A 12,683-nucleotide genomic window follows, 5' to 3' on the forward strand; every position below is an offset into this window, starting at 1 on the left:
TCAGTCTAGGCGCACTATTATGCCAGACGCGCCAGTAAAAAACGACTGCCATCAAAGTCTGCCTGGTGGCCTTTCTCAAGCCGCCGTCGTCGCTCGCCAACACGCGCTCAGTGCAGGGTGTGGCCGGTAAATAACTGGTCTATGTCGACGCGGTTAAAACGGTAGTCTGCATGGCAGAACTGACAGTCCATTTTAATGGAGCCCTGTTCTTCTAGAATGTTATAGCATTCCTCGCTCCCGATCGCTTCCAGCGCGCTCATTGTGCGCTCACGGGAACAGCTGCAGCGGAAGGCCACCGGTTCCGCGTCAAATACCCGCACGGTTTCCTCGTTGAACAGGCGGTGGAGTAGTGTTTCGCTGTCCAGTTCAAGCATTTCGCTGGCTTCCACGGTGCGTGCCAGGTGATTGATTCGCTCCCAAAGTTCGTCATCTTCTTGGGTGTGACCGGGAAGGCGCTGCAGCAGAAGGCCGCCGGCTTTGTCTTCGCTGGCAAACAGCAGCAGCGATGTGGCGATTTGTTCAGAGCGCTCAAAGTATTCTTCCAAGCAGCCTGCCAGGCTGTCCTGTTCGCGGGGTACAACACCTTGGTATCGCTGGCCCTGGTCCGGCGTGATGGTAATGGCTATGCGGCCGTCGCCCAATAGCTGTTGGAAATCACCGTCGCCGATGGCCTGATCGTCAAACCGCGCTAATCCGCGTACAAAGCGGTCGTGGCTGCATTCCGACATTAGCGTTTGCACAGGACCATCACCTTGAGCCTGTAATGACAACGCACCGTTAAACTTCAGCGTGCTGCTCATTAGCACGCTGGCCACCAGCGACTGGCCCAGTAATTGGCGCACAGATTCCGGGTAGGGGGCCTGGCGACCGATTTGCTGATAACTTTCATCCAGCTGTACCCAAGCCCCGCGGATCTGGCTGTCTTCAAATATAAAGCGCTGGAACTGATCGCCGGACGCCATTGTGTGTCTCCTGAAAAATCGTGAAATAAAGCGGCTGCTAGAGCCCGTTGTGTTCGCGAAACCGGTCTATGTCGCGGCGGTCCTTTTTCGACGGGCGCCGTGCCGGCGGAAGCTGGGAAGTTTGCAGAGTTTTGCGTTGCCAGGCCAGGTCTTCGCGCTTTTTCACGCTGTCTTCGGTTTCGTGATAAAGCAGGGCCGCTTCCGCTGCCCCGCCGCGGCGGTCGCTGATATCGTCTACCACCACAATTTTTTCCTGCCAGCCCAGCCGTATCGACAGTTCCGCCCCTGCTTCCATCAGTTTGCCGGGCTTGCAACGCTGGGTGTTGTAACGCACTTTGCCGCCTTCCACCGCGGCTTTGGCCAGGGCACGAGTTTTGAAAAAGCGCGCGGCCCATAGCCACTTGTCCAGCCTGACGCGGTCATCGTCGTTTTTGTTGGGTGTAGCCATGTCATCTCACCTTTTGTTGCGCGAGTTGATTATAACGGTGTCATCCTGCAGATGGCAGGGGCCGCCGCTTCTGCAGCTGTGGCAGTACTTCATCGAAGTCATGAATGCCGGTGATTTGCGGGTGAGGGCTATTGGCAGGCTGCTGGCTGTCTGGTGCCAGTACCGCCAGCAGTTGTGCGATACCGGCTTTAGCGGCGCTTTCAAGCACGGCAAAACTGTCGTCTACCATTAGGGTACGGCTGCGATCGTAGGGAGTCACACGGTTCAGTGATTGCCAAAAGGCAGGGTCTTCCTTGGGTTTGCCAAGCTGATGGCTAGAGACTATATCGTCAACCAGTGTGTCCAGGCCGGTACGCTCAAGTTTCATGGCCAGGGGGTCCGGGTGGCAATTGGTGGCAATCACCGTATACAAGCCGCGTTCGCGCAGGCTGGATAGAAACGCCCGCACATGGGGCCGATAGCCCACACGCTCACCCACCTCTGCTTTCAGTTCATTGATGTCCATGGACAGCTGGTCGCTCCAGTAATCGGTGCAGTACCAGTTCAGCGAACCACGCTGGGCCATAATCAAAGCCATCAGCTGTTGTTTGGCTACCTGAGGTTGCAGATTGTTCTTTTGTGCGTAGCGCAGCGGCAGATGTTCCAGCCAAAAATGGTTGTCGAAATGCAGGTCCAGCAGTGTTCCGTCCATATCCAGAAACACCGTATCGAGAGTTGACCAGTTCACCATAAACAAAAATAGCCCGTGAAATTTCTCACAGGCTGCCTCAATTGGTTGCGCCTGACAACCCAGGCTTGTGCTGACCCAGAGCCGTTGAAGCGGGCTGAATCAGTTCGCGGGTTGCTCAACGGTATCGTGCTTGCGCCCGCTGCGAGTGCAGCCCAGGCAGCGTGTAAATGTGGCTCTGGCCGGCCCCGCTACCAATACCTCGCCGGCTTCAGCGGTGTTGCCACCCAGCAGTGAAAATGGCAATGACACCAGGTACACCGCGCTGCCCACAATAGTCGTCGCCAACAGCAAAGGGCGCACAATCAGCGCATCGGTCGTCATAGCCAGCGCAGAAGGGCTTTCATCTAACGTATTGGCGTGGCCAATGGCGGAAAACGAAAGCAGGCTGGCGACCATCATAGTCTTCAAAACAGTCGTCAAAATTCGGGTCAGCTTGCGGGTCATTCGATGTCTCCTGAGCGAAATCAGCCCTGATGAGTTACAAGAGCTATGATCGGCTGTTTTGTGTGGCTACTTAATTGAACAGCGGCCGCAACGATGGGTGTGCTGCCAGTGTTCAGTGTAGCAGCGCTGGTCTGTAGCGCTGTTAACTATGAAGCATATTTGCGCTTTTTCAAACGATTTTGGCAGATTGAACACGGCCTCAGCGCTGGCAGCGGGTGCAGTATACCGTCGCCCGCTGATTCATGCGGATTTCCCGCAGCTTAGCCTGGCATTCGGGGCAGGGCTGGCCACCGCGGCCGTACACCAGCAGCGACTGTGCGAAATAGCCGGGCTGGCCGTCGCTGTTAACAAAGTCCCGCAGGGTGGTGCCACCCATCAGGATGGCGGCCGTCAGGGTTTCCTGAATCACCTCGACCAATCGGTGGTAACGGCTAAGGCTTATGCGTCCGGCTTGCCGCCGCGGGTGAATGCCGGCTCCGAACAGGGCTTCGTTGGCGTAAATATTGCCCACGCCCACCACCACATGGCCGTCCATAATGAAGGATTTTACCGCAGTACTTTTGCCGCGGGAACGGCGAAATAAATAGGCGCCGTTGAATTCGGGCGCCAGCGGCTCTGGCCCCAGGCTAGCGATCAGCGGATGAGTGCTGGGATTCGAGGACCACAGCCAGCAGCCGAAACGGCGCGGGTCGTTGTATCTCAGGCGAACACCCGAATGCAGCGTCAGCTCTACGTGATCATGGGTTAATGCAGCGCTGTCGTCGGTAATGATTCGCAGGCTGCCAGACATGCCCAGGTGCACAATAACGCTGCCGCTGTCGAGATTCAGAAACAGGTATTTGGCGCGCCGCTCCACACTGCGTATCACTTCTCCTTCCAACCGCACAGCCAGATCTTCTGGCACCGGCCAGCGCAATCGACCATTACGAACGCCGACAGAGCGAACGGTCTGGCCTTCCAGATGGGGGGCTATGCCACGGCGGGTGGTTTCAACTTCAGGCAATTCGGGCACGGTGATCACTCCGTCAGAGAAAAAACGTCAGGCTGGTGTTTCGGCGGTTATCCGAAACAGGCAGTAGCATACCTGCCCGGCGCTCTTTTGCCGCTGCAATTGCCAGCCGGCCGGTACCGCTGGGGTCGTCAGTTCACTTTCGTGTTCCAGATACACCCAGCTACCGGGTTTGACCCAGCCGTTGTCTGCCAACGCCGGCAGCAATCGTGTTAGCCAGCCCTGACGGAAGGGCGGGTCAATAAATACTATGTCAAAGCTTTCCCCCGGGCTCGCCAGAAAGGCATCGGTGTCTTGGCGCACAACCCGGGCATTGTCGGCCCGCAGAAGTGCAAGATTACTGTTGAGCGCTTTGACCAGTTCTGGCGTGTGGTCCACAAACACGCTGTGGGCTGCACCCCGTGATAAAGCCTCTAGCCCGAGTGCACCGGAGCCCGCAAACAAATCCAGGCAGCGAGCCCCGGCCAGATGGAAACGCAGCCAGTTAAAAAGGGTTTCGCGGGTGCGCGCCGGCGTTGGCCGCACACCTCCGCTGTCTGGAAATGTCAGCTTGCGGCTGCGCCAGTCGCCGCCGATGATGCGTAATTCGCCCTGGGCTCTATGGCCGGAAGCCGATTTAGGGCGCTGACCATCGGCGGCGTGTTGCTTGGGCAAAAGGCGCGGTGAGTTGCGGCGCTGAGGCATGGCATGGGTCCTGAAAGGCGGTGTCTGGGCCGGCCCATGATAAAACAAAAGCGTCGCCGTGTGCGCTACCTCGCTAACCGGCCGCAGTCTGTTAGAATGGCGGCCTAATTTGTCCCGCTTATTTTTGGATTCAATGGTATGACTATAACGGCAGAGTGGATTTCAATTGGCCTTGCGGCCTTGCTTGTTTTGTTGTTCGTGCTGGATCTGGCCAGCAACCGGCGAAAGATTCCGCGCCCGCGCACGTTCAAGTTGCGCCAGCCAGACTCGCAAGCCGCTCCTGCGCCGCAACCGCTGCCTGAAACAAAGCCAGAGCCTGATGCCGAGCCGGTCGACACCGCTGTGGCTGAGCCCCAGTCTAAACAGGCGGCCATCGTACCCGAACCGGCAGCGCCCAAGCCGGAGGTTTTACCTCAACAACCGTTAGTTGAGCCCGAGCCCCAGATTAGCGTTCTTGAGCGCATTCGCCGCGGCTTGGGCAAAACCCGCGCTAGCTTTACCGGCGGCCTGGCGGATATGTTCTCGGCGGGCAAGAAGATTGACGCAGACCTGCTGGAAGAAATTGAAACCACACTGTTAATGGCAGACGTAGGCGTAACCGCAACCACCGAAATTATTGAATCGCTGACTGAGAAGCTTAAACGCGATCAGCTCAAAGATGGCGAAGCCCTGCGCCAGGCGCTGCGTGACCAGCTCCACGGTTTATTAAAAGATGTTAGTAAGCCGCTTGTGATCGACGCCCAGACGAAGCCTTATGTCATTCTTATGGTTGGCGTGAACGGGGTTGGAAAAACCACCACCATTGGCAAGCTCACCAAGAAATTTCAAGACGAAGGCATGTCTGTCTTGCTAGCCGCAGGTGATACATTCCGCGCCGCCGCAATGGAGCAGTTGCAGGTTTGGGGCGACCGCAATAAAGTCCCGGTGATTGCCCAGCACACCGGCGCCGACAGCGCGTCTGTTATTTTTGATGCCATTCAGTCGGCCAAGTCCCGCGGCATTGACGTGGTCATTGCCGACACGGCCGGGCGTCTTCAGAACAAAGACAACTTGATGAGCGAGCTGGAAAAAGTCGTGCGGGTGATGAAAAAGCTCGATACCGCAGCTCCTCACGAAGTTATGTTGGTGCTGGATGCCGGCACCGGCCAGAACGCATTGAATCAGGCCCAGGTGTTTCAGCAAGCGGTGGGCGTCAGCGGCATCACTCTGACCAAACTCGACGGCACGGCCAAAGGCGGCATTGTGTTCGCGATTGCTCGCCAGCTGCAACTACCGATTCGCTTTATTGGCATAGGGGAGCAGGTTGAAGACCTGCGCAGCTTTGACGCCCGTGCCTTTGTCGACGCTCTGTTTGACTAACGTTTGAGCGCCAACCACCAGGGATTGTGATGATCGAGTTCCGCCAGGTCACGAAACGCTATGACAGCGATCACACCGCGCTGCGACAGGTGAACTTTGCTCTTAATCGGGGCGAACTGGCGTTTCTGACCGGGCATTCTGGAGCCGGTAAAAGCACCTTGCTGAAACTGCTGATGGTGATGGAGCGCCCCAGCGCCGGTGAAGTATGGGTTGGCGGGCAGTTGTTGAACAGCCTGCCGCGGCGGCAAATTCCCTACATTCGCCGTCACATCGGCGTGGTGTTTCAGAACCACCAGTTGCTGTTTGACCGCACCGTATTTGACAACGTCGCCATGCCGCTGCAGGTCATCGGAGTCGCCCCGGGTGACATTGGCCGGCGGGTGCGCGCGGCGTTGGACAAAGTGGGTCTGCTGAGCAAAGAGAAGATGAACCCCCTGCAGTTGTCTGGTGGCGAACAGCAGCGCGTCGGCATTGCCCGGGCGGTGGTGAATAAGCCACCGGTGCTGCTGGCCGATGAACCTACCGGTAACCTCGACCCGGAGCTGTCTGCCGATATAATGAATCTGTTTGGCCAGTTCAGTCAGGTTGGCGTAACCGTGTTGATTGCCAGCCACGACATTACACTGATTAACGACATGAACCGCCGCACCCTAAGGCTAGACCAAGGCCAGCTGGTGGCTGATGGCCGCCCGCGGACGGAGGCTAATCATGGCTAAAGCACCGGTACCGCGCTCCGGCGGCGCTCGCCAAAGCGCCTCGCCGCTGAAGCAGGTTGCGGGCAGTTATCTGGACCACCACCGCACAGTAGCCCGCGATAGCATAGTGCGCATGTGGCGCAACCCGGTGTCCAGCATGATGACCTGGGCCGTTATGGGCGTTGCGTTGGCGCTGCCGGTGGCATTATTGCTGCTGCTGGCCAGTTTGCAGAATGTCAGTGCCGGTTGGGAAAATGGCGCGCGAGTGACGGTTTACCTTGGCCTTGAAACGCCTTTGCCGCAGGCCAATGCGCTGGCTGATCAGATAGACACCGACAGTCGGGTGGCGTTTGTAGAGCTGGTAGACCGCGAGCGCGCCCTGGCGGAGTTTCGCGTCAGCTCCGGGCTTGCCGACGCACTGGACTTTCTGCAGGAGAACCCGCTGCCGCACAGCCTATTAATTACGCCGGAGGCGAGTTATCGCAGTACCGACGGTGTAGAGGCTTTAGTGGAGTACCTTCAAGGCCTGCCTGCAGTGGAGCGTGTACAGGTGGACCTGGGCTGGTTGCAGCGGCTGAATGCCCTGGCCGGTTTATTGACGCGGGCGGCTCTGGCGCTGGCAATCTTGTTGGCGGTTGCGGTCGTACTAGTTATTGGTAACACCGTGCGCTTGGCCATTGAAAGCCGGCGCGATGAAATTCTGGTGGCCAAACTGGTGGGTGGCACTGACGCTTTTGTGCGCCGCCCCTTTCTGTACACCGGCGCCTGGTTTGGTTTGGGTGGCGGATTAGTGGCGTGGCTGTTGCTACTCATTACTTTTTGGTGGCTAAGCGCACCGGTAGCAAGATTAGCGGCGTTGTATCACAGTGATTTCGTTCTGAGTGGGTTGGGCTTTGAAAACGCAATAATGTTGATTTTTACTGCCATGACATTGGGCTGGCTGGGTGCTTGGGTGGCGGTGCGAAGACACTTGGATGACATGGAGCCCGGAGACCATTAGAATAGCCGGCCGGAAGTCTGTAAACACCCATATTTACCGCGTTTTAATGATGCGTTCAGGAACTTTCAGGGCATTTTGTGGTCTCATGGCCCATTGCCTTTTTTTACAGTGTAGAGATTCGGAGGAATAAAGCATGGGCACAAGTTTACAGCTGATGGACAAGCTGGTTCCGGGCGCTAATCTCGAGTCTTACATTCAGGCTGCGAGTCGCATACCCATTTTAACAGTGGATGAAGAGCGCGCATTGTCGGAACGCCTGTATTACGAGGGCGACGTAGACGCTGCCCGCCAGTTGATTCTGTCGCATCTGCGTTTTGTGATTCACATTGCCCGTAGTTATTCCGGTTATGGCCTGAATCAATCTGACTTGGTGCAGGAAGGTAACGTGGGTCTGATGAAAGCCGTTAAACGCTTCAACCCCGAATACGGTGTGCGGCTGGTGTCGTTCGCGGTGCACTGGATCAAAGCAGAAATTCATGAATTCATTTTGCGCAACTGGCGCATTGTGAAAGTGGCGACCACTAAAGCCCAACGTAAGCTATTTTTTAATCTGCGCGGTCAGAAAAAGAAATTGGCCTGGTTGAGCCACGATGAGCTAAACGCAGTGGCCGCAGACTTAGGCGTGGAAGCTCGCGTGGTACGCGAAATGGAAGGCCGCCTGTCGTCTCACGATACGGCTTTTGACGGCCCGATGAACGATGACGAAGACAGTGCCTACCAGGCGCCGGCGTATTATCTTGAAGATCACCGCAGCAATCCGGCTACCCAGCTGGAACGCTCCAACTGGACTGAAGATTCCAACGGGCGTCTGATGCAGGCTCTGTCCAGCCTGGACGATCGCAGCCAGGATATTCTGCGCGAGCGCTGGCTGTCAGAGACCAAATCGACCTTGCACCAGTTGGCCGATCGTTATGGGGTATCTGCCGAACGCATCCGTCAACTGGAAAAAAATGCGATGAAGAAAATACGTCTGCAGATGCAAGAAGCGGCCTGACTTTAACTGCTTAACTGCAGCGTTAACAAGGCTCTGCCAATTAACGCCACCGCCGCTTTTGCGCCCGGTGGCGTTTTCGTAAGTGTTGCGTCGTCATAGGCGACAGCCTCTTACAAGATGGTAACTGGCTCAGCGGCCGGGTTATTCGTACCCTTGGAACACTATCATAGGCCAGCGGGAGGAATACCGGTGAAAGCACTGGTCATAGAAGACGATCATGACGTAGCAAGTTATCTGGTGAAAGGCCTGCGGGAATCTGACTTTGTGGTGGATCACGCGGACGACGGCAAAAAAGGCATGTTGATGGCAGCCAGCGAAGAATACGACATTATGATTGTCGATCGCATGTTGCCTGGCATGGATGGCCTCGCCATCATCAAAACCGTTCGCGCTACAGGCAATCAGGTGCCCATTTTGATTCTCAGCGCCCTAGGCGATGTGGACGACCGGGTAGAGGGCCTGCGTGGTGGCGGCGATGACTATCTCACCAAGCCGTTCTCGTTTACCGAGTTGCTGGCTCGTATCGAATCTCTGATTCGTCGTAATCGCCAGGCAGCAGAAACCGAGACTGTATTGCATGTGGCCGATCTGGAAATGGATCTGCTGGCACGCACGGTGAAGCGCGCAGGCCAGAATATCGACGTACAGCCGCGGGAATTCCGCCTTCTGGAATATCTGATGCGCAACGCCGGTCAGGTGGTTACTCGTACCATGCTGCTGGAAAAAGTCTGGGACTATCATTTTGACCCCCAGACTAACGTGATTGATGTGCACATAAGCCGTCTGCGGGCGAAGATCGACAAAGAATTTGATACGCCGCTGCTGCAAACCGTTCGCGGTGCAGGATACATGCTGCGTGAAACTGCTTAGCCAGCTCAGAACGTCGTCGTTCCAGCTGGCACTGCTCTATATGGTGGTTTTTGCCACCTCGGTGTTCTTGCTTCTGGCGTTCATATACTGGCGTACAGCCGGTTTTATGACAGCCCAGACAGATGCCACTATTGAAGCCGAAATTGCGGGCCTTGCAGAGCAATATCGTGGGCGCGGTGTGAACGGCCTGATTACCATCATCCGTGAGCGTGTGGCCCGCGAGCCCAACGCAAAGTCTATTTATCTGCTGACCACCGACGAGCATGTCAAGCTCGCCGGTAACATCCAGAAATGGCCGCAAAGCACCCCCACGGAAACCGGCTGGATCAACTTCAAACTCGATGAATCAGTAGGCTGGATGGGCAATCAGCGCCTGGCCCGCGCGCGAATCTTCGAAGTGCAGGGCGGTTTGCTGCTGTTGGTGGGCCGCGATGTGGAAGAGCTGACCAACGTTAAAAAGGTCATTGAAAACACCATCAATTGGGGCATGGGCATTACCCTTGCTCTGGCCCTGCTGGGCGGTTTTTTGATGAGCCGAAGTACCACTCGCCGCATTGAAATCATCAATAACACCTCGCGCCGAATTATGAGCGGGCACATGTCACTGCGTATTCCAAATCGCGGAACCGAAGACGATTTCGACCAGCTGGCGGAAAACCTGAACCAGATGCTGGACCGTATCGTGTATCTGATGGAGGGTATTCGCCATGTATCCGACAGCATCGCTCACGATTTGCGCACCCCGCTGACCCGCTTGCGTAATCAGCTTGAAAATACCCTGATGTCGGTCGATAACGATGAAGCCCGTGAGCAGGCCAGACGTGCGGTGGCCGAAGCCGACCAACTGCTAGCCACGTTTAACGCCCTGCTGCGCATTGCCCGCCTGGAAAGTCGTGGCAATGCCGGGGATGTGAAAACCGTGGCAATAGACGCTCTGGTGGAAGACGCCTGCGAACTTTACGAAGCACTGGCCGAAGTTAAAGATCAGAACTTCGAGCAAGAGCTGGAACAAGGTGTAAACGTTGAAGGCGACCGGGATCTGCTGTTCCAGATGTTCAGTAATCTGATTGATAACGCCATCAAGTACACCCCGGAACACGGCACTATTCGCATTGTTGTGCGCAAAGAAAACGACGAAGCGGTATTTTCGGTGCAAGACAGCGGTATTGGCGTTCCAAACGAAGAGAAGAGCCAGGTATTTCAACGCTTCTACAGGGTGGGTAAAAGCCGTTCTTTGCCGGGTAACGGGCTTGGCCTTAGCCTGGTGAATGCGGTTGCGGAAATTCATCAGGCCCGCATCGACCTGACGGACACTCACCCCGGCGAAGAGTCGCCGGGGTTGACCATTACCGTGCGTATGCCGGCGGTGGTGAAAGAGCGCAAAAAGCGGCGTAGAAAAACCATCAACGCTGCTAACCCGGCGATTGACGACGACACCAGCATAGTCTGAAGGCGGATTCAGCCCTGTTGTTTATCTTGCTTGACTGGGCGTAACAGGCGATTAGCCCTCTGTTCAACCGTTTCACTCAGTCTTTCGAAGCGGGCTTTTTGCAGATCAAAACGAACCTGTAAACTGTCCCACTCGCCTTCTAGCTGTTTCTGCCCGTGCATCAGATAAGCCGCCAGATTATGGCGATTTACCTTACTGGTAATACCGAAACGGTCCAGCTGATAACCCAGGGTGTCGACACCTTGTAGCGCCAGGTCCTGTAATTTTTGACGGTTCATAACAGCCTCCGTTGTGAATGTAACTGCGTTGGCTGAACGTTACGCCGGGCGACTAGAGCGCACAACCTAATTATGGTGAACGGTAGCGCTCAGCAATCAATTGTGACCAACGGGTAATGGCCCCGACACCCATTGGTAATAGTGTTGGAGTATACTTGTTTTATTCAGAAGCTGGGACTCCAGACAGCGCGAACCTTGCCCCGTTTAACGGGGTTTTTTTATGTCTGCTGTCAGCGTTCATGGAATGTCAGCAAGGGTAGCGAATGGTCTCAATGAGCCAAGTTTTTTCGCCGGCCGGCAGTATAACCACCACTTCGTCACCCACCTCTTTTTTCAGGCAGGCGCGCACCAGGGGTGCGTCGACAGAGGCGTAATCGTTGCGGCCGTAGATTTCGTCAGGCCCTACAATGCGGAACGTCAGTGGCTTGTCGTCTTCGTCCAGCAGGCTGATCCAGGCGCCAAAAAATACCTTACCTTCTTGCTCGGGCGAATAGGCAACCACCTTCAATTCTTCAAAACGCTTGCGCAGATAGCGCACGCGACGGTCTATCTCCCGCAGTCGCTTTTTGTTGTATTGATAATCAGCGTTTTCAGAGCGATCGCCAAGGCCGGCGGCCCAGGTTACTTTGCGGGTAACCTCCGGGCGTTCGTGACGCCAGAGCTGATCCAGCTCTTGCTGCAGCAAATCATAGCCTTCGCGGGTAATCAGATTGGTTTTCATGGCCGGCCCACGGCGCTACTTAACCGCAACGAGTTTGTCGATGTACTGCTGCATTGCCTGGTCTTTTGACGCACCTTCCAGTTTGGCCCAGGCGTCGTACTTTGCCCGACTCACAAAATCCATCATTCCAGGACGCTTACCGCTGGCATCGCCGACGGTTGCCTGCTTGTACAGCGCATAGAATTCGAGTTTCATTTCAGTCGAAGGCTTAAAGTCGCCGTCGGCGTTCTGCACCTCATTCACGGCTTCATCAAATTGGGCTTTTAAATCACTCATGGTGGCTCTCCTGTGGCTGCTGGAGCGAGTATAGCGGGCACGGTGGTTGTCGTCACAGTTCAAAGCGTGATGTTTTGGAGCGAAAACCTGATCGTGTTCACATTCTGCATGTGCAAGGCAAAGTTTGGCTTGATGGGCAAGAGTTCTCTAGGTAAGGTACTGCCACTTGCCCACCAGGATGGTGCGCAATCAAGGAAGTAACATTGCAAAGGAATTGCACAGGAAGCAAGCCATGTCTGCAAAAGACGGTTCTGTTGCGCCAAAAGAGCGCATCAATATCAAATATGTACCCGCTACTGGCGATAGTCAGGCCGAAACCGAGCTGCCACTCAAGCTGTTCGTTGTTGGCGATTTTAAGGGCCATGCCGAAACTACCCCTATCGAAGAACGCAAAGCCGTCAGCGTAGACAAAGGCAATTTTCGTTCGGTGATCAAAGAGGCCGGACTGAATCTTTCAGCCAGTGTTGGCAATAAGCTGGATCCAGAGGCCGAAGCCCTCGCGGTCAATCTGGCGTTTCACAGCCTTGAAGACTTTTCCCCCGACAGTATTGCCCGCCAGGTTCCAGAAATGCGCAAGCTGATTGAGCTGCGTGAAGCCTTGGTCGCCTTAAAAGGCCCGCTGGGCAACGTGCCGTCGTTTCGCAATAAACTGCAAGAATTGCTGAACAACGACAACGCCCGGGAGCAACTGCTGAGCGAACTGCAACTGGCCACCGACGGCGAGTAACGGTCACCGCTATACCGTAACCTTGATATAAACCTC

The 12,683-nt window shown here is 55.7% G+C and carries 16 protein-coding genes; 7 read left to right on the plus strand and 9 right to left on the minus strand.

The genetic code is table 11. From position 1 onward, the window contains the following. Positions 1-107 precede the first annotated feature (107 nt). The 6 genes from hslO to rsmD all read right to left on the minus strand — a co-directional run bounded on the left by hslO (position 108) and on the right by rsmD (position 4,277). Positions 108-962 carry an Hsp33 family molecular chaperone HslO gene (gene hslO / locus MELB17_RS01000; RefSeq protein ID WP_007348245.1) on the minus strand — a complete coding sequence of 285 codons (855 nt, stop codon included), beginning with the start codon at positions 960-962 and terminating at the stop codon, positions 108-110. A gap of 37 nt (positions 963-999) precedes the next feature. Next, positions 1,000-1,410: an RNA-binding S4 domain-containing protein gene (locus MELB17_RS01005; protein ID WP_007348246.1), complete on the minus strand. Its 411-nt coding sequence runs from the start codon at positions 1,408-1,410 to the stop codon at positions 1,000-1,002. Between the two features lie 40 nt (positions 1,411-1,450). After that, entirely contained in the window at positions 1,451-2,140 is a 690-nt protein-coding gene (gene yrfG, locus MELB17_RS01010; RefSeq protein ID WP_007348247.1) for a GMP/IMP nucleotidase, read from the minus strand. A 99-nt stretch (positions 2,141-2,239) separates the two neighbouring features. Next, positions 2,240-2,584, minus strand: a complete 345-nt coding sequence (locus MELB17_RS01015; protein ID WP_007348248.1) for a hypothetical protein — start codon at positions 2,582-2,584, stop codon at positions 2,240-2,242. A gap of 199 nt (positions 2,585-2,783) precedes the next feature. Beyond that, positions 2,784-3,596 (minus strand): bifunctional DNA-formamidopyrimidine glycosylase/DNA-(apurinic or apyrimidinic site) lyase, encoded by an 813-nt coding sequence (mutM, locus tag MELB17_RS01020; RefSeq protein ID WP_007348249.1) that lies wholly within the window; start codon positions 3,594-3,596, stop codon positions 2,784-2,786. A gap of 27 nt (positions 3,597-3,623) precedes the next feature. Next, positions 3,624-4,277, minus strand: coding sequence for a 16S rRNA (guanine(966)-N(2))-methyltransferase RsmD (rsmD, locus tag MELB17_RS01025; protein ID WP_007348250.1), 654 nt, complete (start codon positions 4,275-4,277; stop codon positions 3,624-3,626). Between the two features lie 138 nt (positions 4,278-4,415). Here rsmD and ftsY point away from each other — a divergent pair, with 138 nt between their 5' ends. The 6 genes from ftsY (at position 4,416) to MELB17_RS01055 (ending at position 10,645) form a co-directional block, all read left to right on the plus strand. Next, positions 4,416-5,636 carry a signal recognition particle-docking protein FtsY gene (gene ftsY, locus MELB17_RS01030; protein WP_007348251.1) on the plus strand — a complete coding sequence of 407 codons (1,221 nt, stop codon included), beginning with the start codon at positions 4,416-4,418 and terminating at the stop codon, positions 5,634-5,636. Between the two features lie 29 nt (positions 5,637-5,665). Next, positions 5,666-6,352, plus strand: a complete 687-nt coding sequence (gene ftsE, locus MELB17_RS01035; RefSeq protein WP_007348252.1) for a cell division ATP-binding protein FtsE — start codon at positions 5,666-5,668, stop codon at positions 6,350-6,352. Further along, on the plus strand, positions 6,345-7,331 hold the full coding sequence (ftsX, locus tag MELB17_RS01040; RefSeq protein WP_007348253.1) for a permease-like cell division protein FtsX: 987 nt from the start codon (positions 6,345-6,347) through the stop codon (positions 7,329-7,331). The genes ftsE and ftsX overlap by 8 nt, the downstream gene beginning before the upstream one ends. A 133-nt stretch (positions 7,332-7,464) precedes the next feature. Continuing rightward, on the plus strand, positions 7,465-8,325 hold the full coding sequence (gene rpoH, locus MELB17_RS01045; RefSeq protein ID WP_007348254.1) for an RNA polymerase sigma factor RpoH: 861 nt from the start codon (positions 7,465-7,467) through the stop codon (positions 8,323-8,325). A 189-nt stretch (positions 8,326-8,514) separates the two neighbouring features. After that, complete coding sequence (locus MELB17_RS01050; RefSeq protein WP_007348255.1) at positions 8,515-9,195, plus strand: response regulator transcription factor; 681 nt, start codon at positions 8,515-8,517, stop codon at positions 9,193-9,195. Continuing rightward, entirely contained in the window at positions 9,182-10,645 is a 1,464-nt protein-coding gene (locus MELB17_RS01055) for a sensor histidine kinase (protein ID WP_007348256.1), read from the plus strand. The genes MELB17_RS01050 and MELB17_RS01055 overlap by 14 nt, the downstream gene beginning before the upstream one ends. An 8-nt stretch (positions 10,646-10,653) precedes the next feature. Here MELB17_RS01055 and MELB17_RS01060 read toward each other — a convergent pair whose 3' ends face one another. The 3 genes from MELB17_RS01060 to MELB17_RS01070 all read right to left on the minus strand — a co-directional run bounded on the left by MELB17_RS01060 (position 10,654) and on the right by MELB17_RS01070 (position 11,920). Then, a complete protein-coding gene (locus tag MELB17_RS01060; protein WP_007348257.1) occupies positions 10,654-10,923 on the minus strand; it encodes a hypothetical protein in 270 nt (89 codons plus the stop codon). A 247-nt stretch (positions 10,924-11,170) separates the two neighbouring features. Then, positions 11,171-11,644, minus strand: a complete 474-nt coding sequence (gene greB, locus MELB17_RS01065) for a transcription elongation factor GreB (RefSeq protein ID WP_007348258.1) — start codon at positions 11,642-11,644, stop codon at positions 11,171-11,173. Between the two features lie 15 nt (positions 11,645-11,659). Continuing rightward, the gene (locus MELB17_RS01070; RefSeq protein WP_007348259.1) at positions 11,660-11,920 is read right to left on the minus strand and encodes an acyl-CoA-binding protein; all 261 of its coding nucleotides are present in this window, start codon (positions 11,918-11,920) and stop codon (positions 11,660-11,662) included. Between the two features lie 232 nt (positions 11,921-12,152). Between MELB17_RS01070 and tssB the strand changes: the two genes are divergently transcribed. Continuing rightward, positions 12,153-12,647 (plus strand): type VI secretion system contractile sheath small subunit, encoded by a 495-nt coding sequence (tssB, locus tag MELB17_RS01080; RefSeq protein WP_007348261.1) that lies wholly within the window; start codon positions 12,153-12,155, stop codon positions 12,645-12,647. Positions 12,648-12,683: the final 36 nt, after the last annotated feature.

The organism is Marinobacter sp. ELB17, from assembly GCF_000169375.1.
GTDB lineage: Bacteria > Pseudomonadota > Gammaproteobacteria > Pseudomonadales > Oleiphilaceae > Marinobacter.